The 24,747-nt window shown below is 63.5% G+C and carries 22 protein-coding genes; 5 read left to right on the top strand and 17 right to left on the bottom strand.

Features of this window, described 5'->3' with window-relative positions; translation table 11 throughout:
* From CXR43_RS15625 to CXR43_RS15615, 3 genes are read right to left on the bottom strand one after another with little or no spacing between them, the layout of a single operon-like run.
* Positions 1 to 831: a carbohydrate ABC transporter permease gene (locus CXR43_RS15625; protein ID WP_103335588.1), complete on the bottom strand. Its 831-nt coding sequence runs from the start codon at positions 829 to 831 to the stop codon at positions 1 to 3.
* On the bottom strand, positions 831 to 1,730 hold the full coding sequence (locus CXR43_RS15620) for a carbohydrate ABC transporter permease (protein ID WP_168219854.1): 900 nt from the start codon (positions 1,728 to 1,730) through the stop codon (positions 831 to 833). The genes CXR43_RS15625 and CXR43_RS15620 overlap by 1 nt, the downstream gene beginning before the upstream one ends.
* Before the next feature lie 53 nt (positions 1,731 to 1,783).
* Positions 1,784 to 3,118 carry an ABC transporter substrate-binding protein gene (locus CXR43_RS15615; RefSeq protein ID WP_103335583.1) on the bottom strand — a complete coding sequence of 445 codons (1,335 nt, stop codon included), beginning with the start codon at positions 3,116 to 3,118 and terminating at the stop codon, positions 1,784 to 1,786.
* Positions 3,119 to 3,386: 268 nt separating this feature from the next.
* Between CXR43_RS15615 and CXR43_RS15610 the strand changes: the two genes are divergently transcribed.
* Positions 3,387 to 4,187, top strand: coding sequence for an IclR family transcriptional regulator domain-containing protein (locus CXR43_RS15610; RefSeq protein WP_168219853.1), 801 nt, complete (start codon positions 3,387 to 3,389; stop codon positions 4,185 to 4,187).
* Between the two features lie 6 nt (positions 4,188 to 4,193).
* Here the strand turns inward: CXR43_RS15610 and CXR43_RS15605 are convergent, their stop codons facing one another.
* Genes CXR43_RS15605 through CXR43_RS15595 form a run of 3 tightly spaced genes read right to left on the bottom strand, consistent with a single transcriptional unit; the run spans position 4,194 to position 7,907 of the window.
* Positions 4,194 to 5,318, bottom strand: a complete 1,125-nt coding sequence (locus CXR43_RS15605) for an NAD(P)/FAD-dependent oxidoreductase (protein WP_103335579.1) — start codon at positions 5,316 to 5,318, stop codon at positions 4,194 to 4,196.
* Positions 5,308 to 6,972: an FAD-dependent oxidoreductase gene (locus CXR43_RS15600; protein ID WP_168219852.1), complete on the bottom strand. Its 1,665-nt coding sequence runs from the start codon at positions 6,970 to 6,972 to the stop codon at positions 5,308 to 5,310. Before CXR43_RS15600 ends, CXR43_RS15605 begins: the two co-directional genes overlap by 11 nt.
* Positions 6,969 to 7,907 (bottom strand): 3-hydroxyacyl-CoA dehydrogenase NAD-binding domain-containing protein, encoded by a 939-nt coding sequence (locus CXR43_RS15595; protein WP_103335574.1) that lies wholly within the window; start codon positions 7,905 to 7,907, stop codon positions 6,969 to 6,971. Before CXR43_RS15595 ends, CXR43_RS15600 begins: the two co-directional genes overlap by 4 nt.
* Positions 7,908 to 8,044: 137 nt before the next feature.
* Here CXR43_RS15595 and CXR43_RS15590 point away from each other — a divergent pair, with 137 nt between their 5' ends.
* Positions 8,045 to 8,773, top strand: coding sequence for an SDR family NAD(P)-dependent oxidoreductase (locus tag CXR43_RS15590; protein ID WP_168219851.1), 729 nt, complete (start codon positions 8,045 to 8,047; stop codon positions 8,771 to 8,773).
* A gap of 29 nt (positions 8,774 to 8,802) precedes the next feature.
* Here CXR43_RS15590 and CXR43_RS15585 read toward each other — a convergent pair whose 3' ends face one another.
* On the bottom strand, positions 8,803 to 9,642 hold the full coding sequence (locus tag CXR43_RS15585) for a sugar phosphate isomerase/epimerase family protein (protein ID WP_103335571.1): 840 nt from the start codon (positions 9,640 to 9,642) through the stop codon (positions 8,803 to 8,805).
* Between the two features lie 109 nt (positions 9,643 to 9,751).
* Between CXR43_RS15585 and CXR43_RS15580 the strand changes: the two genes are divergently transcribed.
* Together CXR43_RS15580 and CXR43_RS15575 are read left to right on the top strand one after the other, a co-directional pair.
* On the top strand, positions 9,752 to 10,852 hold the full coding sequence (locus tag CXR43_RS15580; RefSeq protein ID WP_103335569.1) for an NADH:flavin oxidoreductase/NADH oxidase: 1,101 nt from the start codon (positions 9,752 to 9,754) through the stop codon (positions 10,850 to 10,852).
* A gap of 2 nt (positions 10,853 to 10,854) precedes the next feature.
* On the top strand, positions 10,855 to 11,613 hold the full coding sequence (locus CXR43_RS15575; protein ID WP_103335567.1) for an SDR family NAD(P)-dependent oxidoreductase: 759 nt from the start codon (positions 10,855 to 10,857) through the stop codon (positions 11,611 to 11,613).
* Between the two features lie 2 nt (positions 11,614 to 11,615).
* On the opposite strand, the gene CXR43_RS15570 is transcribed toward CXR43_RS15575, so the two are convergent.
* Positions 11,616 to 12,563, bottom strand: a complete 948-nt coding sequence (locus tag CXR43_RS15570; protein WP_168219850.1) for a dihydrodipicolinate synthase family protein — start codon at positions 12,561 to 12,563, stop codon at positions 11,616 to 11,618.
* A 47-nt stretch (positions 12,564 to 12,610) separates the two neighbouring features.
* On the opposite strand from CXR43_RS15570, the gene CXR43_RS15565 reads away from it, so the two are divergent.
* The gene (locus tag CXR43_RS15565; RefSeq protein WP_168219849.1) at positions 12,611 to 13,747 is read left to right on the top strand and encodes an NAD(P)/FAD-dependent oxidoreductase; all 1,137 of its coding nucleotides are present in this window, start codon (positions 12,611 to 12,613) and stop codon (positions 13,745 to 13,747) included.
* Between the two features lie 13 nt (positions 13,748 to 13,760).
* On the opposite strand, the gene gcvPB is transcribed toward CXR43_RS15565, so the two are convergent.
* From gcvPB to CXR43_RS15520, 9 genes are all read right to left on the bottom strand, one after another.
* On the bottom strand, positions 13,761 to 15,317 hold the full coding sequence (gene gcvPB, locus CXR43_RS15560; protein WP_103335558.1) for an aminomethyl-transferring glycine dehydrogenase subunit GcvPB: 1,557 nt from the start codon (positions 15,315 to 15,317) through the stop codon (positions 13,761 to 13,763).
* Positions 15,314 to 16,720 carry an aminomethyl-transferring glycine dehydrogenase subunit GcvPA gene (gcvPA, locus tag CXR43_RS15555; RefSeq protein ID WP_103335555.1) on the bottom strand — a complete coding sequence of 469 codons (1,407 nt, stop codon included), beginning with the start codon at positions 16,718 to 16,720 and terminating at the stop codon, positions 15,314 to 15,316. The genes gcvPB and gcvPA overlap by 4 nt, the downstream gene beginning before the upstream one ends.
* A gap of 69 nt (positions 16,721 to 16,789) precedes the next feature.
* Positions 16,790 to 17,905, bottom strand: a complete 1,116-nt coding sequence (locus CXR43_RS15550; RefSeq protein ID WP_103335891.1) for an ATP-NAD kinase family protein — start codon at positions 17,903 to 17,905, stop codon at positions 16,790 to 16,792.
* A gap of 111 nt (positions 17,906 to 18,016) precedes the next feature.
* Complete coding sequence (locus tag CXR43_RS15545) at positions 18,017 to 18,994, bottom strand: ABC transporter ATP-binding protein (RefSeq protein WP_103335553.1); 978 nt, start codon at positions 18,992 to 18,994, stop codon at positions 18,017 to 18,019.
* Positions 18,991 to 19,968 (bottom strand): ABC transporter ATP-binding protein, encoded by a 978-nt coding sequence (locus CXR43_RS15540; protein WP_103335550.1) that lies wholly within the window; start codon positions 19,966 to 19,968, stop codon positions 18,991 to 18,993. Before CXR43_RS15540 ends, CXR43_RS15545 begins: the two co-directional genes overlap by 4 nt.
* On the bottom strand, positions 19,965 to 20,882 hold the full coding sequence (locus tag CXR43_RS15535; RefSeq protein ID WP_103335547.1) for an ABC transporter permease: 918 nt from the start codon (positions 20,880 to 20,882) through the stop codon (positions 19,965 to 19,967). Before CXR43_RS15535 ends, CXR43_RS15540 begins: the two co-directional genes overlap by 4 nt.
* Entirely contained in the window at positions 20,879 to 21,856 is a 978-nt protein-coding gene (locus CXR43_RS15530; protein ID WP_103335544.1) for an ABC transporter permease, read from the bottom strand. The genes CXR43_RS15535 and CXR43_RS15530 overlap by 4 nt, the downstream gene beginning before the upstream one ends.
* A 75-nt stretch (positions 21,857 to 21,931) precedes the next feature.
* Positions 21,932 to 23,509, bottom strand: a complete 1,578-nt coding sequence (locus CXR43_RS15525) for an ABC transporter substrate-binding protein (RefSeq protein ID WP_103335541.1) — start codon at positions 23,507 to 23,509, stop codon at positions 21,932 to 21,934.
* A gap of 141 nt (positions 23,510 to 23,650) precedes the next feature.
* The gene (locus CXR43_RS15520) at positions 23,651 to 24,745 is read right to left on the bottom strand and encodes a M24 family metallopeptidase (protein ID WP_267134645.1); all 1,095 of its coding nucleotides are present in this window, start codon (positions 24,743 to 24,745) and stop codon (positions 23,651 to 23,653) included.
* Positions 24,746 to 24,747 lie beyond the last annotated feature (2 nt).

Below are 24,747 nucleotides of genomic sequence, written 5' to 3'. Positions count from 1 at the left end.
TCAGCCTTTCACGGCGCCCGCGCCGAAGCCGCGGGTCAGATAGCTTTGCAGGAAGGCGAAAACGATGATCAAGGGCACGCTCATCATCACCGAGGCGGCCATCAGCAGCGACCATTCGATGTTGAAGGACGAGATCAGCATGTTCATCACGCCGGTGGTCAGCGGGCGCGCGTCGTCCGAGTTCACAAGGACAAGCGCGTAGAGATATTCGTTCCACGAAAGGATGAAGGTGAACAGCGCGGTCGAGATGATGCCGGGAAGAAGCTGCGGCAGGATCACATCGACAAAGGCACCCATCCGGCTGGCCCCATCCACCATGGCCGCATATTCCAGATCATCCGGCACACCCGCCATGAAGGACCGCATCAGCCAAAGCGCATAGGGCAGCGCAAAGGTGGTATAGGCGATCACCAAGGAAAACAGCGTGTTCGACAGCCCAAGGCTGACCAGCATCAGATAGAGCGGAATGATCAGCACGACGGAGGGCAGAAGATAGGTGAACAACACCATGAAGGCGAGGCTTTCACGGCCCCGGTAGCGGAACCGCACGAGGCTGTAGGCCCCCAGCGTGGCCACCGTCACCACCAGCAGCGTTGTCACGGTGGACAGCATCACCGAGTTGCGGAAATAGACCAGGAAGTTCGTTTGAGTCAGCAGGTGCCAGTAATGCTCGAACGTCCAGACCTCGGGCATCATGGTCGGCGGGCGGCGGAACAGCTCGGACTGCGGCTTCACCGAAGTGACCAGCATCCAGAACAACGGGAAGGCGACCGCCAGAATGGTTGTCCAGGCAAAGACGTTCAGGACGATGGGGCCAAGAAACTTGCGCATCAGACAGCCCCCTTGTCGCGGGTTTTGCGGATGTAGACGATCATGAACACCAGCAGGATTGCCATCATCGACACCGCCCAGGCAGCGGCCATGCCCATCTGGTTCAGGGCAAAGGCCTGTCGGTAGACCACGATGGGCAGCGTTTCGGTTGAAGAGGATGGTCCGCCGCCGGTCAGCAGCCAGATCAGGTCGAACTCTTTGAAATCCCAGATCGCACGCAGCATGATGATGACCACCAGCACATCGCGCAGTTGTGGCAGGGTGACGTCAAAGAACCGCGCGATGGGCCCCGCACCGTCAATCCGGGCGGCCTCATACAGCGGTTCAGGGATGGTCTGAAGCCGCGCCAGCACGGCAATCACCACGAAAGGGAAGTACTTCCAAGCGCCCACCAGAATGACCGAGATCATCGCATTGGGCATGCTGCCCAGATAATCGACTGGCATATTGGTGATGCCCGCCTGCATCAGCAGGTGGTTGAGGATGCCGTAAAGATCATTGAACACCCATTTCCACACCAGAACCGCCACCACGGTCGAGATAAAATAGGGAAACAGGATCAGCGACCGCGCGAGCGACCGGAACCAGATGTTCTGATGCAGCACCAGCGCCATCCCGATGCCCAGAACGATCTGCAGCGTCAGGGTGCCCGCCGTCCAGACCAAGGTATTGACCAGCGCAGACCAGAACATGCCACTTGCCAGCAATTCCCGATAATTCGCCAGCCCCACCCAGCTGCTTTCCAGCGTCGGGGTGAACACCTTGAACAGGGACAAATACAGCGCCGAGACGAGCGGATAAATGATGACGGCACAGAAGATCAGCACCGTCGGCGCAATCAGCAGCAGGCCAAGCCGCGCATAGCGGCGCTCTAACGGGGTTTGGGTCAGGGTGGTCATGCGATTTCCTTCAAGATGCGGGCTGCCCGGTTGCCAGGCAGCCCGCGCGGGCATCATGCCTGCATGATGGCTTCAATGGCCTTGGAGCAATCGCTCAGCGCAGTGTCCACGTTGTCGCCGTTCAGCACGACGCGCTGCACCAGATCGGCGATGGCGTTCGAGGCAATCACCTCACCCGCCTTGTCGTTCGAGGCATGCTCACTGGTTTCATAGCCAAGGTTGAACCCGCCTGCCGCCGCAGAGGACATCAGATCGACCTCGGCCGAATATTTCTGGATGATCTCGTTGGCCTGATAGGTCGGGTTCGCGCTGATTGACTTCAGCACTGGCAGAACGTGGCCGGGGGCCGCGTGCAGCTGGCGGATGTAGCCCTCGGGATCAAACAGGAAGGCGGCAAAAGCCTTTGCGGCCTCTTTCTGCTTGGATTGCGCCGGGATGAAGACGCTTGGGAAGTCGTTGAAGGTCCAGGCAGGGATATCCGCCTGCATGGTCGGGTAGGTGGTGCAGGTGATCTGATCGGCGATGCCGGGATTCTGCGCCGTGACGTTGGCCAGCACCCGGCCGGCATAGATGCCGGTGGCGCAAGCCCCCGAAACAAAGGCCGTCAGGCTTTCGCCCCAGCTGTAATTGGTGGCTCCGGGCGGGCAGAGTTCGCGCATGGATTTGTAGAATTCCAGCGCATTGCGGGTGGCGTCAGAGTCAATGGCGAGCTGCAGATCGGGTGTGAACACCGATCCGCCGGCGCGATGAATGAAACCGATGAAGATCAGCGATGTCATCGAGTTCTGGCCATAGGGCAGCGGTGCGCCAAAGATGCCGTCTTTCTGCATCGTCTGACAGGCCGCGCGCAGCTCATCCCAGTTTTTCGGGGCTTCGGCGATGCCACTGGCTTCCATCAGATCCCGGCGCAGCCACAGCATGTCGGACGCGGTATTGCCGATGCCCGTGGCGCAGAACTTCCCGTCAGCGGCTTTGAAGACGTCGTTGGCACCTTCATAATAATCGTCCGCACCAACAGCGGCGATCACCTCATCCATCGGCTCGACCAGACCATTGGAATAGTAGGTCTGTACCGCGAAGGATGGCAGGTGTGTGACGATATCCGGCACCTCACCGCTGGCAAAGGCGGCGGCCAGTTGGGGCGCATAGCCTTCGTCCGATGTGGTTTCGAACACCACCTTGATGCCGGGATTGACGGCCTCAAAGGCGGCGATCTGGTATCTGTAAGCTTCGGCCTGTGCCGGGGCACCCTGAGGCGACCACCAGCGCAGGGTGACATCCTGCGCATGCGCGCGGCGCGGCAGCGCGGATACGGCGGTGCCGGCGGCAAGCCCGGCGAGCATCGATCTTCTGGTCAGTCCGTTCGGAAAAGTGAGCGTGTTCTTCATTTTTGCGATCTCCCTGAAGTGTTATTGTTCACATAACGCACTCTTGTGCGATATAACAATGAAACCCGATCGAAAAGCAAGTCCTAAACAAGCGTATTTCCCGGTACAGGATGTGTTTTGGCTGTGCTACGTAGGGTGCCGCACAGACCAGACCCGGATGCGTTAACGGAGGCGGCCTATGGCCAAGGAAGTGATTGAAAAAGACGAAGTCCCGGCAGAGTCCGCAGTGGATGTCCTTCCACCGCGCAACCCCGCGCGCACAGGTTTGATGACCGCGTCGCCCGACTGGAGCGATGACGAAAACGGCGGGTTGAACCCGCGCGACTATGTCTCCAGCCTGGCCCGTGGCCTTGAGGTTTTGCGCGCCTTCAACCGCACGCGCCGCAAGATGACCCTGTCGGAAGTGGCGGCCGAAACCGGCAATACGCGCGCAGGTGCAAGGCGCATTTTGCTCACACTGGTGCATGAAGGCTATGCGGTGGCCGATGGCAAACTCTTTGATCTGACACCGCAAGTTCTTGAACTGGGCTATTCCGTCCTGTCTTCGAAAGGGGCGTGGGATATCGCGCGGCCCTTCATCGACCATCTGTCCACCGAACTGCGCGAATCGGTTTCGGCGGCGGTGTTGGACCGGTTTGACGTGGTGTATGTATCGGGCGCGCAATATCACCGCGTGATCAGCGTCGGCATAAGCGTCGGGGCCAGATTTCCCGCCCATTGCACCGCGACGGGGCGGGTGCTGCTGGCAGCACAGCCCCCTGAAATGTGGCCGGGCATGCTGCAGCACATTCCGCTGACCCGGATGACCGAGCACACCGTCACCGATCCCAGCGAATTCCGCCGCGTGCTTGAACAGGTCCGCGACCAAGGCTGGTCACTGGTCGATCAGGAACTGGAGACCGGGCTGATGTCGATTGCCGTTCCTCTGCACAATTCGGCCGGCGGCCTTGTGGGTGCCATAAATGTCGGCGTGCCGACGGTGCGCATGAGCCCCGCGGCAGCGATAGAATATGTCCTGCCCAAGTTGCAGGACACCGTGCGCAACATCAGCGATTCGCTGAAGCGCTGACGCGCTTCAGGCCGCAAAACGCGCCGGCGCAAATCGGGCCATGTCGGCGTCAGGCTGGGCGCCAAGCGCCACCTGTGCCGCCATCCGCCCGACAAGGGGGCCAAGGGTGTAGCCCGCATCGCCGGGCAAGGCCATCACTACGCCCTGCGCCTGCGGCAGCCGCCCGATGGTGCTGCCGCCGTCGGCAGTGGTGTTCATGCCCGCCCAGGTGCGGATCACCCGCAACCCGCCGATTTGCGGCACTAGCCGTGCGGCCAGGGCCACATTGCCAAGAAACGACGCGGCCAGAACCCCGGGCGGCATGCTGCGACCCCGATCCAGCGCGGGCCAGCCGCCGCCGATGACGATCTGCCCTTGGCCAAGCTGCTTCAGTGTAATCGACCGTTCCGCATGCTGGATCAGATGGCTGATGCTGACGGCTGCCGCTTCGGTGATGTTCATGTGCAACGGTTCGGCCCGGGTGGGGATGGTCACGCCCAGACCCTGCACCATATGGCCCGCGCCCCAGGCCGAGGCGACGATGACCTGATCTGCGCGGTAGCTGGCGCTCTGGCCCTGAACGGTGATGCCGCCCTTGTCCTGTGAGATCGCCAGTATACGGTCGCGGAGGGTGGCAATGCCCCGTTGGCCCAACACGGCCAGCAGGCGAGCATTCGCGATCAGCGGATTCAGCTTGCCTTCATCATGGCACAGCTCTGCCCCCACGATCTGCGGCCCCAGCCAAGGCGCGATCCGGTCCAGCGCCGGGCGGTCGAGCAATTCGACCGACAGACCGCGCGCGGTTTCGCGCTGTGCCTTTGCCTCCAGAAACCGCAGTTGCTCGGCACCTTCGGCCAGCATGAGCCCGCCCTTGCGGACCAGTTCAAACGGGCCGTAAAGCGTATCAAGCCGCACCCATTCCTCCGCCGCCGCCTTGTAGAGCGGCAAGGATGCCTCCACCGCCGGCACCTGGTCGGGGTAGAGGCGCATGAAGCGGCTTTGCATCTGCACATGCAGGCTGCCCGCATTGGCCCAGGTGCCGGCGTTTTCGCCCGCATCCACCATGGTGACGCGCGCGCCCCCATCCGACAGGTGCAGCGCCGCCATCATGCCGGTGATGCCGGCCCCGATCACCAGCACATCAGGGTGCATCTTTCAGCGCCTCTTCTGCAGCCAGAATGGCAGAGATCGCCACCGGCTTGATCGGCACGCGCGGGGCAAAATAGCTTCGATCCTGAACCGGGGTGCCGGTGGCGGCGGCCACCAGCCGGGCGGCAACCGGGCCGCAATAGCGCCCCTGGCACCGGCCCATCCCAACGCGGGTGGCGCGCTTGAGCGTGCCCGCATGACCCGGCTTTTCGCCCAGTCCGGCACGGATCTGTCCGGCATCGATTTCCTCGCAGCGGCAGATCAGGGTATCGTCCGGCACATCGGGCAGGCGGGGGGCCACATCGTGCAACGCCCACAGGTGCCGCTGAAACCGGCGGGCGCGGCCAAGCTGGCGCTGATCGGCGAACGTGTCATAGCCATCGCCAAAACCCAACGCCGCCGCTGCGGCGCGTCCGGCGATGCGCCCTTCGGCCATCGCGGCAGGGGCCCCGCCCAATCCCGCGCAGTCGCCCACGGCATAAAGCCCTGGCACGGTGGTGGCGCAGGTGTCGTCGCGCGTGATGCGCAGATGGCCAAAGGCAGGATCATAGATCGCCTCGGCCCCAAGCAGGCGCAGGATTTCGTTCTGCGGGTCAAAGCCCGCATTCATCAACACGGCATCGGCGATGACAGGGCTCAGGTCGCCCATGAGCGTCACACGCAAGGCCCCCTCTGCCGCATCAATCCGGTCCAGCGCCGCACCATGGCGCACCGGCACGCCGCGTTTGCGCAGATCGGCCAGCGAGCGCAGGCCGGTCCACGCGAGGGCCGGACCGGACAGGGCCAGCGCCGCCGCAGCGATGGGGCGCAGCCATGGAGCCGGGCCACGTTCGGCAATCATCACCACCTCGGCCCCGCCTTGGGCCAGTTCCAGCCCGACCTGCAGGTTCAGCGGGCCCGAGCCGACAAGTGCGACCCGCTTCCCCGGCAGGGTGCGGTAACTGCGCCACAGGGTCTGGGCGGCGCCCGTGGTCATCACGCCGGGCAGGGTCCAACCCGGGCGGATCTCGGGCCGCTCATAGGCACCCGTTGCAATGATGGCGGCGCGCGGGCGGGCGATCAGCGCCGCCCCCTTGTGTTCGGCCAGAAACAGCAGGCCGTCAAAGGCACCCCAGATTTCCACCTCGCCGATCAGCTCTGCCCCGGCGGCAAGGGCCTGCGCCAGCAGGTCGGCCCCGGCGGATTGCTGTGCATCCAGCGGGCCCGAGACGGCAGATTGCTTGAAATACTGGCCACCGCCCACTTTGCGTTCGTCCAGAATGGTCACGCTGGCCCCCGCCCGCCGCGCCGCGATGGCCGCCGACAAGCCGCCCGCGCCACCACCGACAATGAGCAGATCAGGCGCGATCACCCGCGCCGGGGCGGCGGGCTGGGGGTTGGGGGCAGTTGCCAGATCAGGAAAGGGCACCTGAGTGCGGATATCCTGTCCCGCAACTGCGGGGGTCATGCAGGCGCGTCGGTTCGGGGCACCGTTGACGGTAACCAGACAATCCTGACACACGCCCATGCCGCAAAAGATGCCGCGCGTGGCGCCCTTTGCAGTCTGACGAAAGCTGCGCAGACCAGCCTCTGTAAGGGCTGCTGCCAAAGATTGGCCAGGGCGTAGCGGCACGCTTTTGCCATCAAAGGTGAAATGGCCAGCTGGCTGTCCCGTCATGGTCTTTCCCCCATCAGGCGGTCCCGCGCCGCGACCAGCCGCGCGACGGCGCGCGCGCGCCATGCTGCGCGGGCGGGCAGCTGGTCGGCGGCGATCTCTGCCCGGCGCTGCGCGTCGACGCTGTCGATCAGACTGGCATGCCAGTCCACGGTTTCACCCCGCGCGGACCCCATCCGGGCGTAGGCGGGGCCCATCCGCGCCGCATGCGCCCGGATGCCGCCGGGGGTGTTCAGCTCGGCCGTCTCGAACGGGCCCGATAGCGCCCACCGCGGGCCAAGGCCGAGTCGCATCACAGCCTCGATCCCTGCCACATCGGTGACGCCCTCATCCACAAGCCGGTAGGCTTCACGCAGCACAGCGCCTTGCAGGCGGTTGAGGACAAAGCCTTCAATTTCATGGCCCAGGCGCACCGGTTCAAAACCGGCGGCGGCGAAAAGCTCGGCAGCCCGGTCGGTTGCCGATGGTTCGGTTGCCGGCGCGGGGCACAATTCGATCATCCGCAGCACGGCCGGCGGGTTGACCGGATGGGCCACAAGACAGCGGCGCTGATCGGCTGAAGCGGGCAGGATCTGCGACATCGGAATGGCAGAGGAGGCCGTGACAAGAATGGCGTCGGCAGAACATCGCGCCAAAAGGTCGGCAAAGATGGCCTGTTTGATGGACAGGTTCTCCGGCCCGCATTCGATGATCAGCGCGGATGTGGGCAAGACCGCACTGCCATCGGCGGCAAAGGTCACCTGCCCCGGCAGACCGCGCTGCAGGCCGGCCAACGCAATGGCATCGCGCTGCACAGCCAAACCGCCAAGGGCCTGGTCGCGGCGGACTGGGTCTGGGTCACAAACGGTCACCTCAAAGCCGGCGTCTGCAAACACGGCGGCGAAGGACAGGCCGATCGATCCCGCGCCCAGAATTGTCACATGATGGGTGTCTGTCACCTGCCTGCCTCATCCAGTTAAAGCGATTGCGCTTGCATTCGTTCACATGACGCACAAAAGTGCGAAATTAAAATGGAACTGTAGTCTGAACGAAAGCGGCGTGCAATATGAGCGTGATGCAGGACATGACCGGCCGAGTGGCTGTTGTGACTGGGGCAGGTGGCGGTCTGGGCCGGGCGATCGCCGAGAGGCTGGCCGCCTCAGGGGCGCGGATCGTGGCGCTCGACCTGCCCGAGATGCTGGGTGATTTGCCCCGCGGTTGGGAAGGCGTCGCACAGGACCTCACCGATCCGGCGGCAGAGGCGCAGATGCAAGGGCTTGCCGAGCGTCTGGGCAAGATTTCGGTCGTGGTGGCCAATGCGGGCCTTGTGCCACCCTGGCGTGGCGTGACCGAGCTGGATGCCGCAGAGTGGAGCCGCGTGATGACGGTCAATGTCTGGGGCGTTGCCATCACGCTGGGCAGCTTTGCGGCTGCGCTTGCGGCATCCGGTCACGGGTCAGGCATCGTGATGGCCTCGATCAATGGCTTTCGCGCCCATCCAAAGCAGGTGCTCTACACAGCGTCGAAACATGCGGTCATCGGGGTGATGCGGGCGGCAGCAATGGATCTTGGCACGCGCGGTGTCCGGGTGAACGCGCTCGCGCCCGGACCGATTGCCACTGAGGCCCTCGTATCCCGTATGGTTGCCCGACATGCGGCAGGCGGACCGCCGCCCGAGGTGGCGCTTGGCGCGATGGCGGCGCAGACCATGTTGGGGCGGATGGCGACCATGGAAGACGTGGCCAATCTGGCGCATTTTCTGGCAAGTGACGCCGCAGCCGGGTTGACGGGACATGTCTATCCGGTCGAGGCGGGGCTGGCCTGATCCCGCGTTGCGGGATCAGGCCAGCTGTTTCAGCGCAGAGGCTGCCAGCCGTTCTGGACCAGAATATCCTTGCTGGCCAAGATGTCACCATCGGGATCAGCCCCCGGCAGCAGCGCGTCGGTGATGATCTCCAGCACCGTGGCACCGGTATAGCCGATCTCTTTCAGCGCAACCGCCACCGGAGCCGGATCAACGATGCCGGTGCCCAGTTTCTCGTGCTTGAACTCGCCATAGCCCGAATCCGAGATATGCACGTTCTTGACCAGCGGCCCCAGCATGCGGATCGCTTCTGCCGGGTCTTCCTTGATGAAGGCGGCGTTGCAGATGTCATAGTTGATGCCGACCTCTGGCCCGATCAGCCGGGCGGTATCGGCCATGTCCTGCGCCGTGGGCAGGAAAGTGAAGGGCACGTTTTCCAGCAGGATTTCCACCCCCGTGCCCTTGGCATAGCGCACCAGTTCTTGCACGCCTTCGACAAACCAGTTCAGCATCCAGTCGCGCGGCGGGTTGATCAGCGAGCTGACCGGGCCCGGAATGGCAACGACATAGGGGCAGTTCCATTCCGCCGCCAGATCAATCGCCTCGCGGTAGCGGTCCAGCGTATAGGCCCGCATCAGCCGGTCAACGCCATTCGGGTTGTTGTCCAGCAGCGGATAGCAGAAAGAGGTCAGGCGCGCACCTTCGCCGTTCAGCCAGGCCTTGGTCTCGCGGCGCTGTGCCACGCTCAGCTCGCGCGGCCAGCAATGCGGAGGGAAGATCATCATCTCGAAGGCATCAAAGCCAAGCCCCCGCAAATGCTTCAGCGCATCCAGACCATCGCGGGAATACAGAAACGGAAACGTGCTGGCGGCGACAGAAAGAGCAGTCATGGGGCTGGTCCTTTTTGTTTGCAGGGGCTTCACAGGCAGATCATAATGACGCACATAAGTTCATATATCGCACGAACCATGGGTTCAATCACAAATTAAAGGAACGGACATGGCAAGCACCCTGTTTTCCCCCATCACCATCCGCGGCCTGACGGTGCCCAACCGCATCGTGGTCGCGCCGATGTGCCAGTATCAGGCGCAAGATGGCGTCCCGTCGGACTGGCATATGGTGCATCTGGGGCAGTTCGCACTGGGCGGCGTGGGCCTGATCATTGCCGAGGCCACGGGTGTGGTGCCCGAGGGGCGCATCACACCGGGCTGCCCCGGATTGTGGAATGACGCGCAGGAGGCGGCCTTTGCGGGTGTCGTCGATTTCGTGCGTCGTTACAGCCCGGCCAAGATCGGCATCCAGCTGGCCCATGCCGGGCGCAAGGCCAGTACCCTGCCGCCATGGGAGGGCAGCGGTCCGGCACAGGGCGATGCTGCATGGGAAACGGTGGGGCCAGGCGCCCTGCCCTATCTGGACACCTGGCCCACCCCGCGTGCGATGGACGAGGCGGCGATTGCCGATCTGATCACCGCCTTTGCCGACAGCGCCAAGCGCGCGGTCCGTGCCGGGTTCGATCTGATCCAGATCCACGCCGCGCATGGCTATCTGCTGCACCAGTTCATGTCGCCGCTGTCGAATCAGCGCACCGACCGCTATGGCGGATCGCTGGAAAACCGCCTGCGCCTGACGCTGGAGGTGTTCCGGGCGGTGCGGGCTGTGGTGCCCGAGGATTATCCGGTCATCCTGCGCCTGTCTGCGACCGATTGGGTTGAGGGCGGCTGGACTCCCGATGAGGCGGTGGCCTTGTCCAGCGCGCTGCGCGAGGCGGGCTGTGACATGATCGACGTGTCATCAGGCGGGTTGGACAACCGGCAGAAGATCGTAACGGGGCCGGGCTATCAGGTCGGCTTTTCGGGCAAGATCCGGTCAGAGAGCAACATCCCCACAATGGCGGTCGGGCAGATCACCGAAGCCGTTCAGGCCGAGACCATCCTGATGGCGGGCCAGGCCGACATGATCTCGATCGCCCGAGGCATGCTGTGGGATCCGCATTGGGCCTGGCGGGCGGCGCTGGCGCTTGGCGAGCAGATCGTGCTGCCCGCGTCTTACGCGCGGTCGAACCCGGCGCTGCGCAACACACCCTTTATCACAAGGAAGTAATCATGCTGGAAGGTCGCACCGTTCTGGTCACCGGGGCCTCGAAAGGGATCGGGGCGGCCATCGCCTCGGCCATGCTGGGCGCAGGCGCGCAGGTGATCGCGCATTACGGGCGGGACCGCGAGGGGGCAGAGGCGGCGGTTGCCGCTGCCCCTGATCGTGCACGCCTTGTGTCGGCGGATTTTGGCGATCCGGCGAGCCTTCCGGCCTTCTGGGCCGAGGTTTGTGCGGACGGTCTGCCGGATGTGGTGGTGAACAATGCCGCGATCATGCGGCAGGCGGGGGGCATCGCGGATGATGCGGGCCTGTGGGATGAGACCTGGGACGAGGCCTGGCGCGTCAACGTGCTGTCGCCTGCGCAGCTGATGCGGCTGGCGGTGCGCGACTGGCTGGCAGCTGGCCGACCGGGCGGCATTATCGGCATCGGCTCATGGGTCACCACGCGGGGCACCACCAATCCCGGTGCCATCGCCTATGCCGCGACCAAGGCGGCGATTGCGGCAGCCACGAAAACCGTGGCGCGCACCCATGCCAAGGACGGCATCCTCGCCTACGTCATCGCCCCCGGCGTGGTCGCCACGCAGATGAGCGTGGAGAGCGCCGAACGCACGGGCGGGGTGGCGGCTGTCACCGCACAACTGCCGATGGGCGAATGGGTGCCACCGCAAGACATCGCCGAACTGGCGGTGTTTCTCGCCTCGGGCCGCGCGCGGCATCTGACCGGCGCGACCCTTGACGTCAACGGGGCGGCTTATATCCGATGAGCCTATTCCGCGGCTTTCGCGCGCGCCTCGATCCGGTCCACCACCCGGTCGAGTTCCGCCATCAGCGGCACCATCGCCGCCACCCTTTCGCGGCCTTCATCGCCAAGGCTGGCAAAGGTGGTGATCGGCGCGCGCACGTCGCCCACCGGATAGCCCGCCGCCGCCGCCAGCGCCTTGGAATAGCACTGGTGCCCGTACAGCGGATGGCCCTTGGTGATGATCGCATCGAACTTCTGGATCAGCGACTGGATGGCCCAGACATCATCCCAGCGGCCCTGCTCGGCATATTCCACAAACTTGACGCTCGCGCGGGGAATGTAGTTGCCATAAGGGTTCACATAGCCCTTGGCCCCCATCTTGTAGCTTTCCAGAACCTGCTGACCCGCCCAGACATTCATCAGCCCATCGGATTCGACAATGATCGCATGGATGCGCTCGATCCGCTGGCTGGCTTCCTTGATATAGCGGATCTGCTCGAAGGATTTGGTCAGACGCCCCACCAGTTTGGCCGACATGTCGACGTTCGAGGTGAAGGGGTTGTTGTACAGCATGATCGGAAGATTGCAGCCTTCGCAGATTGCCTTGTAGTAATTGAAGATCTCGTCCTCGGTGGGGGTATAGTAATAGGGTGGGATGATCATCAGACCATCGGCCCCCAGATCTTCGGCCTGTTTCGAATAGCGCACGGCATTCGGCGTATAGGCGTTCATCGAGCCGACCATCACCGGAATGCGTCCGGCGATATGCTTGACCGTGGCTTCGATGAAGGCACCGCGTTCGTCATCGGTCAGGGTCAGAAATTCGCCGGTGGTGCCAAGGATGATGATGCCGGGTACGCCGCAAGCGAGTTGCCAGTCGAGGAACTTGCGCCATGCGGCGTAATCGATCTCTGCCCCGCCTTCGGTGAAGGGGGTCACGGTGACAGTGTAACTGCCGGAGAAGGTTTTCATGTCTTTGTCCTTTCTGACGACCGGCGCACGCCGGCACATGGGGTATGATGCAAAGTAAAGCGGATGTTGTGGTCATTGGCGGCGGCATCGCCGGCCTTATGACGGCGATGTATCTGGCCGAAGACGGGGCGGATGTGCTGCTGCTGGAGGCCGGTGAATTGGGCGCGCAAGCCTCGGGGGCCAATGCGGGATCGATCCATCTGCAGATCCAGTATCCGGAATTCGTGGCCTATGGCGAGGCTTGGGCGCGCGCCTACGCGCCCTGCCTTCGCCTGCTGACCTCTTCGCTGACACTGTGGCAGGGGCTGTCTGACCGCGTGGGCGAGGACTTGCAGGTGAAGCTGGCCGGTGGGCTGGTGGTGGCGCGGACGGAGACGCAGATGCAGGCCATTGCCGCCAAGGCGCACATTGAGGCCGAGGCGGGGGTTGAAACGATTGTGCTGAACCGGTCCGATCTGCGCGACATCGCGCCCTACCTGGCCGAGGATGCCATCGGGGCCGGGTATTGCGCGCGCGAAGGCAAGGCCAACCCGCTGCGGGCCACCCCGGCCATCGCAGCGGCGGCGGAGCGGGCGGGCGCTGTGATCCACCGTCATACGCGCGTGATCGCGATTGAGGCTGAAGGCGGCGGGTACACGGTTGTGACCGACAAGGGCCGGGTGCAGGCAGGCCGCGTCGTGAATGCCGCCGGCGCTGCGGCGGGGCAGATCGCTGGCATGCTGGGGCTGACGCTGGGCATTGACGGGTTCCCGTTGCAGGTTACGGTGACCGAGCCGATGGCGGCCACCATCCCGCATCTGATCTATTCGGCGGCGGGCAAGCTGTCTTTGAAACAGGTGGCCAATGGCGGGCTGGTGATCGGCGGCGGCTGGCCCGCCGCCCGGCGCGGTGACGGGCTGGTGACCGATCCGCGCAGTCTGACCGGAAACATGGGCATGGCCGCCGGGGTGGTGCCATCGGTGGCGGGCGTACGCGCCCTGCGGTCGTGGACCGCATGGGTCAATGGCACGCCGGACTGGCGGCCAATCTTGGGCGAGGCCCCGGGGCTGCCGGGGTTTTTCCTTGCGCTGTTCCCATGGGTCGGGTTCAGCGCCGGGCCGATGACCGCGCGGATCACGGCCGACCTTGTCATGGGCCGGCCGCCAACCTTGCCGCTGAAAGGCATTTCGGTCCTGGCGGACTGATGCGGTCATCGGATCAGGCCGCGCCTTTTGCCTGGGCCTGATCGCGCTTGCGCTGATACGCCCGCCAGGTCATGGCCCATTGCGACGGGTCTTCAAAGGCATCGCCCTTGACCTGCGCGATGGGTTGGTTGTGTGGGGCGGTGCGCACCAGTTCGGGGTTGTCGCGCGCCTCTTGCATGATCTGGGCCAGCACGTCGATCCACAGGTCGATGTCTTCTTTCGACCACAGCTCCCCTGCTTCGGGCGTGAAGGGTTGTGGCACGATCCACGGCTCGTGGCTCATCCACCACGGGTCGATGCCGTAATCGGCCATGCGATTGGCGATTTCCACGGTGCCGATCCCGGTTTCCTCATGCAGAGGGGCGAGCGACCAGCGGGTCATTTCCATCCGACGCGCGGTCACATCTGGGTTGGACCGGGCGATGCCAGGCAATTGGGCCAGGCGATGATCCATGTAGTTGTTGGCCACGACCGAGATATCGCTGGCCATCTGGATGCCTTCGGCCCCCATGGCGCGGGCCCAGGCATAGGCTTTCACCACTTGTGGCACATTGCCCCAGAATTCGCGGATCTTGCCGCAGGATTTCGGGCGGTCGTCATCCAGCGCGTAGCGGTCACCCTGTTTCACCACCACCGGCGCGGGCATGTAAGGGGCCAGTTCCGCCGAGCACCCAAAGGCACCAACTGCTGGCCCACCCCCCGCCTTCGGCGCGCCAAAGGTCTTGTGCAGCATGAACATGCAGGCATCAAAGCCCAGTTCCCGCGCCGACAGCTTGCCCATGACACCGTTGAAGTTGGCATGATCATAGAAGCACAGCGCGCCCACATCTTTGGCCGCCTGCACCCATTCGCGGATTTCCGGGTTGTAGATCCCCATGTCGTCAGGGTTGTTGAGCATGATGAGCGCCGTGCGCTCGCTGAGTGCGGCTTTCAGAGCCTCCAGCGAGGGATAGCCGTTTTCTTCCAGCGGCAGGTTGATCACGGTAAAGCCGGCCGCCGCCGCCGTGGCGGGGTTGCAGGGGTGGGCCTGAATCGAGGTGACCATTTCGGTGCGCTGGCCCAGTTGGCCCTTGTCGGCCCAATAGGCCCGCGCCACCGCCGTCATGGTATAGGCGGCATCGGCCCCGCCGCCGGGCTGGAACACGAACTGGTCCATCCCGGACAGGGATTGCAGGATGCCGTCGAAGTCATGGATGATTTCCAGCACGCCCTGCAAGGTATCGGGGTGCTGATAAGGGTGCACCTCGGCGATCTGGGGCCGCCATGTCGCAAATTCCGAGGTTTTGGAATTGTACTTCATGGTGCAGGTGCCAAACAAGCTGACCCCCATCATCCCCAAGGTCATCTGAGAAAGGTGCAGGTAATGCCGCTGCGCCTCGAATTCCGTGATTTCAGGCAGAACCGGGCGATCCTTGCGCTGCATCGCCGCTGGCACCGGGTTGTCGCCGATGGCGTCCGTCACCTCGGGCTCGGGGGCCGGGAACAATTGGCCACGCCCGCCGGGGCGGCCCAGTTCCATCACCAAGGGCTCGTCCCATTTGGCGGCGTGGAATGTTGGCAAACGGGTCATTTCAGCACCTCCTTGAGGGTGTTGGCGGCATGGCGGATGTCGGCGGCGCTATGGACTTCGGTCACGCACCACAGGGCAGACTGGCCAAGGCCCAGGCCTTCACCCGACAGATCCTTGCCGCCAAAAATCCCGCGCGCCCGCAGGCGATCGTTGATCTCAGAAACGCTGAGGCCGGTGTCATCGAAGTTCACCACAAATTCCTTGAATGTGGTGCCCTGCCAATGGACCCGCACCCCCGGCACTTGCGACAGTTGCTGGGCAGCGTAGCGAGCGCGAGAGATGATCAGGTTGCCCAGCTCGCGAAATCCATCCGGGCCAAGCAGGCTCATGTAAACCGCCCCGGCGATGGCCCACAGGTATGTGGAATTGCCGGTCCAGTCGTTGCCATGCTCGCGCTGGCCGTAGGAGTTCTGATGCGGACAGGCCAGACCGAAGCCGAATTGCCCCGGCTGTACCGTTTCGGCGATGGAGACCAGAAAGCCGTTGTATTGATGCACATAATCCGGCTCGTCGCGCGACGCGATGAAGCCGCCGACGCCTCCGCCACAGTTCATGTGCACGCCAAGGGGCTGCACCGGGCCGGTGACGATATCGGCCCCGTAATCGCCCGGAGCCATCATCACCCCAAGGCTGACCGGGTCGACGCCAACGATGGTTTCAGCCCCGGCCGCACGGGTCATGCGGGCGATCTCTGCGGCCTCCGTCTCGATGGTGCCCAGATAGGCCGGATTTTCGAAATAGACAGCAGCCACACCGGGGCCGAGTTTCGCCTTCAGATCGGCCAGATCCAGACGCCCAGAGTTGGCATCAGGTTCGACCAATACGATTTCGATGGCGCTTTCCATCTCTTGCGGCTGGCAATAGGTGCGGATCACCGACAGCCGTTCCGGATCGGACAGCCGCGCCAGCAGCACCTTCTTGCGCCCGGTCTTGCGCGCGGCCATGCGGATGGCATGGCCGATAGCGCAGCCCCAAGAATAGACCGGCAGCTGCACAACATCTAGGTTCAAGAGCGCGCCAAGCTGGGACGAAAACTCGAACCACGCCTGATTGCGGCCATGGTCGGATTGGTAGCTGCCCCAGACGTTGGTCGCAAACTCGGTGCGTCCGACGATCTCATCGACAATCGCCGGAACATGGTGCTGCCAGACCCCTGCCCCCAGAAAGCTGAGGTTGTCTTCACAGGTGGCGTTCTTGCGCAGCTTGCCCAGCAGGTCGCGCTTCAGCTCCATCTCTGACGACAGCTGCGGCGGCAGGGATAGCGGCGTCTTGCGGAAATGGTCCTGCGGGATCTGCTCGAACACCTCGGCCAGAGAGGCTGCTCCGATCTCGGCCAGCATGGCGTCGATCATCCCCGGTGCGGAATTGGCCATCCATGGATGGGCTCGGGCTGGTCCCGTCATCACACGCTCCTTTGCGAATCTACTTCGCCGCAATTCTTGCACAAAAGTTCGCGCTGCGCACAAGTCCTTTTATGCGGCTGCGCCAATTCGCATCATCCGGCGCTGACGCTGCCCGGTATGAACCTGAACGAAACCGGACAGCGCAGCATCCAGCGCCGGATCACCGGTATCGACCCAGAGCACCGGCTGCGCCAAGGCATCCAGCTTTTCAGCGGTGGCCAGGACGATCAACCCGTCACGGCCCGCCTGCGCGATCAGGCGGTCGGATATGGTCTGGTTGCCGCGGCCCAGCAGGAAACCCTGCCGCCCGGTGACCCCAAGAATGATTTTCACCGGACGGTCCTGTGCAAGGGACTCCAGATCCTTTGACCCGGCGTCGCGGGCCAGAACCCTGCCGTTCAGCAAGGCATCGGTGCCCAGAAGTGTGGGCCGGTGCCCCGCCGCCTGCATCACCGCCCCGGCACTGGTTCCGGGACCGATGAGGTAGAGTGTTCCAGGCTGCATCTGGCGGGCAATCTCTGCCGCGGCCCCTGCGAGTGCCGCCTGCGCATCCTGTCGCGGCCCGCCCTTGGCGGCCTGTATCCGCGCGCGCAGCCGTGGCACCCGCGCCAGCCCATACAGGCGCGGCACCAGCCGTCCTGCCCGCAGGATGTCTTCGTCGATATCCATGATTTCGCACGTGTCATCCCAGCGCAGACTGTCGGGGTTGGCGACCAGATCGGCCAAGGCTGCGCCTGCCGCTTCGGGCGAAACGGCAAACACGCCCGAGTGCATCTTGACCCCGCAGGGAATGCCCAGCAGGCCTGCGCGATCGGCACGTGTGGCGGCGACATCGCGGGCGGTGCCGTCACCCCCGGCAAATACAATCAGATCACATTGACGCAGCGCCAGCACCGCGCCCCGCGTATCCTGAGCCGATCCTGTGGGGGCAGGCAGCGGCACAATCGTGACGGACAGATCAAGCCCCGCAAGCCAATCGGCCCCCTGTGCGCCCGGGGCAACGGTGATCGCGGCTCCGGGAACGCGGTCGGCCAGACGCGCAAAGGCCCGGCGCGTGCGCGGGCCTGCCTGTGCGACGGCGCCACGCCGCAGCGCCTCGGCCACCGTCTCAGGGCCATCGGTCCCCTTCAGGCCCACCGCACCGCCCAAGCCTGCCACAGGATTGACAACCAGACCGATCTTCATCCAAGCACCCTTCAATTCGTTCTTTATGCGCACAGTTGTGCGAAAATGAAAGAAGGAACATGAGAGTGGGGCATACACCAGACCGCTGGTAACCCGCCGGCTGGTCGTGGCTCAGGGGGCCGGAGGGGTGCCGATCTGTTCCGCAAGGTGGCAGGCGACGCGCACGCCATCTACGTCCCGCAGCTCTGGGCGCTGCTTGCGGCACAGCTCTACCGCAAAGGGGCAGCGCGGGTTGAAGGCGCAGCCTGGCGGTGGGGAAATCGGATCCGGCACCTCACCGCGCGGCAGGTCAATGTCGCGGGTCCGGCCGTCAATCAGCGGGGCGGCAGCCAGCAACATCTGGGTATAGGGGTGGCGCGGCCGCGTAAAAAGTTGCGCCGGGGTCGCCTCTTCCATCAGACGGCCCAGATAGAGCACACCGATACGGTCGGCCATGTGGCGCACAACTGTCAGATCATGGCTGATGAACATATAGGTCAGGCCAAGCTCATCGCGCAGATCGCTCATCAGGTTCAGGACCTGCGCCTGAACCGAGACATCAAGGGCCGAGGTCGGCTCGTCGCAGATGATCAGGCGCGGATTGGCCGCCAGCGCGCGGGCGATGCAGATGCGCTGGCGCTGGCCACCGGAAAATTCATGCGGGAACTTGTCGGCGTCTTCCGCCGACAGGCCCACCTGTTCCAGCAGGCGTTCGGCCAACCCTTCGGTCTCTCCACCGGTCACCACCATCGGTTCACAGATGATGCGCCGCACGCGCCAGCGCGGATTGAGGCTGGCATAGGGATCCTGAAAGATCATCTGGATGCGCGCCGTCTTGCGTGCGCCGGAATCGGCATGCAGATCAGACCCGGCCACCCGGACCGCGCCTTCGCTGGGCGTCATCAGCCCGGCCAGCATCCGTCCGATCGTGGATTTGCCCGAACCGCTTTCGCCGACCAGCGCATAGACGGCCCCTTCCTCGATCTGGAACGACACGTCCGACACCGCAACCAGCCTACGGCGCGGCAGGCGTTCGATCACGCGGTTGAGCCAGGGCTTTGACACATCAAAGCTGCGGCCTAGGCGGGTGACTTCGACAAAAGCGGTCATGCAGGATGCTCCATCGGGAACCAGCAGGCGGCGCGGCCTTTCGGATCATCGCCAAGGGTAGGGGGCGGGTCGATCCGGCACTTGTCCGCTGCGCGCGGACAACGCGGGCTGAAGGCGCAGCCGGAGGGAATGTTCATCGGACGCGGCATGGCACCGGGGATCTGACGCAGCCGGCGCTGGCCCACGGCAAGCGACGGCATCGCACCCATCAGCCCGTCTGCATAAGGATGGCGCGGCGTGTTGATCACCGACCGCACCGGCCCAAGCTCGGCCAATCGTCCGGCGTACATCACCGCCACACGGTCTGCCGCCTCGGCGATCACCCCCATGTCATGCGTGACCAGCATCACTGCTGTGCCACGGTCGCGGCACAGACGCTTCAAGAGCGCGATGATCTGCGCCTGCACCGAGACATCCAGCGCGGTGGTGGGTTCATCCGCGATCACCAGCGAGGGTTCTGCACAGAGCGCCAGCGCGATCACCACACGCTGGCGCATGCCGCCAGAAAATTCGTGGGGATAGCTGTTCAACCGTTCGGCTGCGGCAGGGATGCCCACCTCTTCCAACGCCGCCACGGCCCGGTCACGCGCCTGGGCCGCTGTCATCGGGAGATGTTCGCGGATGGTCTCGGTCAGCTGATCGCCGATGCGCAGCAGCGGGTTGAGCGAGGTCAGCGGATCCTGAAACACCATCCCGATCTGGCGGCCCCGGATACGGCGCAGCTCCTCGGGCCCCAGATTGTCGATCCGCCTGCCGTTCAGCCAAACCTCCCCCGAAGCGATATGCGCGGGACGGTCCAGCAGGCCGATCACGGCATTGCCCGCCATCGACTTTCCGGCCCCGCTTTCACCGACGACACCAAGGATCTCGCCCTGTGCGATGTCATAGCTGATGTTGTTCACCGGGCGGCTGACACCGGCCCGTGACGGGATGGCAACCACGAGGTTGCGAACAGACAAAACAGGAGGTGTCATTTCAGCCTCGGGTTCAGGGCATCACGCAACCAGTCGCCCAGAGAATTGACGGCCAGCGCCAGCGCCAACAGCGTGGCGGCGGGAAACAGCAAAATCCACCACTCGCCTGAAAACAGGAAGGTTTGCCCAATGCGGATCAAGGTGCCAAGCGAAGGCTGTGTCGGCGGGGCACCGACGCCCAGAAAGCTGAGCGTCGCTTCGGCAATGATGGCCAGCGCCAGCGAGATGGTTGCAATCACCAGAATGGGGTTCAGGACATTGGGCAGGATGTGCAGAACCATGATTGCCATTGGTTTACGCCCGATCAGTCGAGCGGCCTGCACATAATCGCGGTTCTTCTCCACCATCGTGGCCCCGCGCACGACGCGGGCGAACGGCACCCAGTCCGACAGGCCGATGGCGATGATCAGCACCCAGATCGCCATCTGATCACGATACTGTGGCGCGATGATCCCCTTGGCGATGCCAAAGATCAGCATGGCCACCAGAATGGCGGGGAAGGTCAGCTGAATATCGGCCACCCGCATGATGAAGCCATCAACCCGGCCCCCGGCATAACCTGCGATCAACCCCAGTGTCACCCCAAGCACCAGCCCGAACAGCACGGCCAGAACGCCCACGAACAGCGAGACCCGCAACCCGTACAGGATGGTGGAAAACACATCGCGGCCCTGATCATCGGTGCCCAGCAGAAAGACATCGCCAGTGAAGGCATTGGGGACCATTGGGGCGGAAAACCCGTTCATCAGATTCAGACTGGACGAGTCAAACGGGTTATAGGGCGCGATCAGCGGGGCCAGCACAGCGGCCCCCACCAGCAGAACCGTGATCAGCGCCGACAGGATCGCCATCGGCGAATGGCGGAATTTCCAGCCAAAGTCAGACTGCCAGAAGGCTTCGAATCGGCGGATCATGTTTTCGCTCCCTCCACACTCAAACGGGGATCAATGGCGAAATACAAAAGGTCCACCACCAGATTGATGCTGACGAACAGGACCGAAATCAGCATGAGATAGGCCGCCATCACCGGGATATCGACGAACTGCACCGCATTGATGAACAACAGGCCCAGACCCGGCCATTGGAACACCGTTTCGGTGATGATCGAGAACGCGATGATGCTGCCCATTTGCAGACCCGTCACGGTGATCACCGGCACCAGAGTGTTTTTCAGCGCATGGCGGAAATTGATCGAGCGGTCCCGCAAGCCGCGGGCGCGCGCAAAGCGGATGTAATCCTGCCGCAGCACCTCAAGCATTTCAGACCGCACGATACGCATGATCAGCGTCATCTGATACAGGCCAAGTGTGATGGCTGGCAGGATCAGCGCGGTGATGCCCGATTGCGTCAGAAACCCCGTGGTCCAGCCGCCAAGGCTGACCGTTTCACCCCGGCCAAAGCTGGGCAGCCATTCCAGCTGAACGGAAAACACATAGATCAGCAGGATGCCGATCAGGAAAGTCGGCAAGGATACGCCCACCAGCGACAGCGTCATGATGGCACTGGACCACCAGCTTTGTCGTTTGATCGCCGTGATGACCCCCAGACCGATCCCGAACACCAGAGCCATAACGCCAGACACGGCCGCCAGTTCCAGCGTGGCAGGTGCCCGTTCCGCAATGATGTCGGACACAGGCCGCCCTTGCCGGTAGCTGGTTCCAAAATCGCCCTGCACGGCGTTGCGCAGAAACACCGCGTATTGGACGACCACCGGCCGGTCCAGACCAAGCCTGTCACGCAATTCCGCGATATCGGCTTGCGTGCGTTCCTGCCCCAGCATGTTGTTCACCGGGTCGCCGATAAAGCGGAACATGCCAAAGGACACAGCCCCCACCACAAGCAAGACGACAACTGACTGCAGCAGACGCCGGATAAGAAAGGCAAGCATAAGGGCGTTCTCGATGTAAAAGGACAAAAGACCCGGCGGCACCGGCCACCGGATCTTTCTGTGGCCAAGGCAGGATCAGTTCAGCGCGAAATACTTCACGCGTGCCTGATTGTCAGCATCTACCGTTACGGCAAGTGTGTCCTTCATGGCCCAGTTCAACACCTGATGGTGTACCGGGATATAGGCCAGGTCATTCTTTGCGGTTTCCCACATCTCGGCGATCAGTGCATCGCGCTTGGGCAGATCGACCTCGGCCGCGATGGCCTTGATCTGCGCATCCAGCTCGGCGTTGGAATAGCGCGTGCTGTTCCAGCTGCCGTAGGACTCGTCACGCGTATGATAGAGGAAGTTGAAGATGTATTCCGAGTCATAGCTCGGAACGCCCCAGCCCAGCATGTAAAAATCGGTTTCCATCGCGTTGACCTGCGGGAAGAACAGCGCCTTCGAGGTGGCGTTCAGGCGGGCCTGAATGCCGATCTGACCCAGCATGCCGACCGTCGCCTGACAGATCGCCTCGTCATTGATATAGCGGTCATTCGGGCAATCGACGGTGATCGGGAAGCCGTTGGGGTAACCTGCTTCGGTCAACAGCGCCTTGGCCGCATCCATGTCAGGGGTGGGATAGGCGTTCAGCTCTTCTGTCCAGCCGTTGACGAAGGGCGGCATGATGATGCCAGCCGGAACCGACTGGCCACGCATCACAACATCGCGGATCGCATCGCGGTTGATCGTCATGTTGATGGCCTGACGCACCCGCACATCGGCCAGAGGGTTCTTGCCGTCGATGTTGCCAGCCACCAGCGTATCACTGACGTTCAGGCCAAAGAACACCGACCGGTTTTCAGGCGAGCTTTCCACCTTCAGGCCAGCTGTCGCCTTCACCCGCTCGATGTCCTGAACCGGCACGTCCTGAATGAAGTCCAGTTCCCCCGACAACAGGGCCGCCACGCGGGTCGATGCATTCTGGATCGGGGTAAAGATCACCTCGTCAAAGGCCAGCGGAAACGCGTCCTTGCCCCAGTACCCATCATAGGCGCGCATCACCGTGCGCGCATCAGCTTCACGCGAGACAAGCATATAGGGCCCGGTGCCGTTCACGTTGGTCGAGGAAAACGTCACCTCACCCGCCGCGACGTTCTGCACGGTGACGGCATTGTTTGCCTCGGTCCAGCCTTTGTCCAGAATCATGATGCTGGTCAGCGAGGCCGGCAGGATCGGGTTCGGACCGTTGGTGACGATTTCCACCTCATAGGGGCCCGTGGCACGCACTTCGGCGACCGAAGCGATGATGCCTTTCATCTGGCTGGCTTCCGACCGGGCGCGGTCCATCGAGAAAACCACGTCTTCACTGTCAAAGGTTGCGCCATCATGGAAGGTCACGCCTTCGCGCAGCTTGAACACCCAGACGTTCGGGTCATCGGCCTTGACGGCCCATTCCGTCGCCAGCGTGGGCTCCAGCTCTCCGGACGGGGCGCGGGACACCAGCGGCTCGATCATCTGCGATTGCAGCATGATCGTCACACCTTCGTTCTGCGCATGCGGATCAAGCGTCAGCGCGTCACCGGCCAGCGCCCAGCGCAGCGTTTCGGCATGTGCTGCTGCCCCAAAGGACAAAACCGCAAGTGCGGTTGACAGAAACAGGCTTCTTTTCATGACATTTCCTCTCCGGTTGGAAGTCTCACCGCGCCCGATTCCAGCGTGCGCTTGGCGAACATAAGTGCGGATTAAGCGATGCTTTGCGCGCCCAAATCAAGCCCTATTTTTGGGCGATTGTCGGATTGCGCGGCAAACCGATCAGGCCGCGACAAAAGCTGTGCGTGGCAGGGACGACAAGATTTCCGGCCCGTCCTTGCGCAGGATGACGATCTCTTCCAGCCGGATGCCAAAGCGACCCGGGATGTATATGCCCGGTTCGATCGAAAACACCATCCCCTCTTGCAGGACCGTCTCGGAAGTGGCGGTCAGATAGGGAGGTTCGTGCACCTCTAGCCCCAGGCCATGACCGGTGCGGTGGACAAAATATTCACCGTATCCTGCCTGTGTGATCACATCGCGCGCGGCCTTGTCGACCGCTTGTGCCGCCACCCCCGGCCGCGCTGCAGCCATGGCGGCCTGCACCGCGCGCTCGACCACGGCATGCACCGCATCATAACCCTCGGGCGCGTGGCCGACGATGGCCATCCGGGTCATGTCGCTGGGAAAGCCGCCCGTGGTGCCGCCGATGTCGATGACAACGGCATCCCCCGTCTGCAACACCCGCTCGCCCGTTGAATGGTGGGGATAGGCCCCGTTTGGGCCGCTGGCCACCAGGCAAAAGGCCGAGGGCGTGTTCTTCTGCGCGAAGCCTGCACGGATTGCATCCGCCACCTGCCTTTCGGTCTGGCCGGGGCGCAGAGCCGCAAAACCCGCCCGCATGGCATGGTCTGCCACCAAAGCCGCGGCCTTCAGCGCAGAAAATTCGGCGTCATCCTTGCGCATCCGCAAGGCACCGACGGTCTCTGTCGCGAAGCTACGCTCTGCCGCGGGCAACTGATCAAGCAGCAAAAGCGCTGCGTCTGCGCGCATCGTCTCATCCAGCGATACCCGCACTGCACCTGCCGGCACCACCGCAACAAGGGCGCTGCCAAGGGCGGCCGACGGGCCGTCTTCATCTGTCCACACATGCATCGGCACATCGACGCGTGACCCGATATCCTGCGCATTGACCGATGGCACGACCATCGCCGCCGACTCCGGGCCGACCAGAAGATAGGTGGAGCGTTCGTCCGGATGCGGGTGATAGCCAAGCACCCAATGCATATGGGCACCCGGCGCAAGAGCAGTCAGGGTGGTGCCGGTTTGCTGCATGATGGCACGCAGCGCAGCAAGACGCGTGTGGGTCTGGGTCACGA

The organism is Pseudotabrizicola formosa (assembly GCF_002900965.1).
Classification (GTDB): Bacteria; Pseudomonadota; Alphaproteobacteria; order Rhodobacterales; family Rhodobacteraceae; genus Pseudotabrizicola; species Pseudotabrizicola formosa.
Note: the sequence above shows the minus strand (reverse complement) of the source record. Positions and strands in the feature narration are given on the sequence as shown.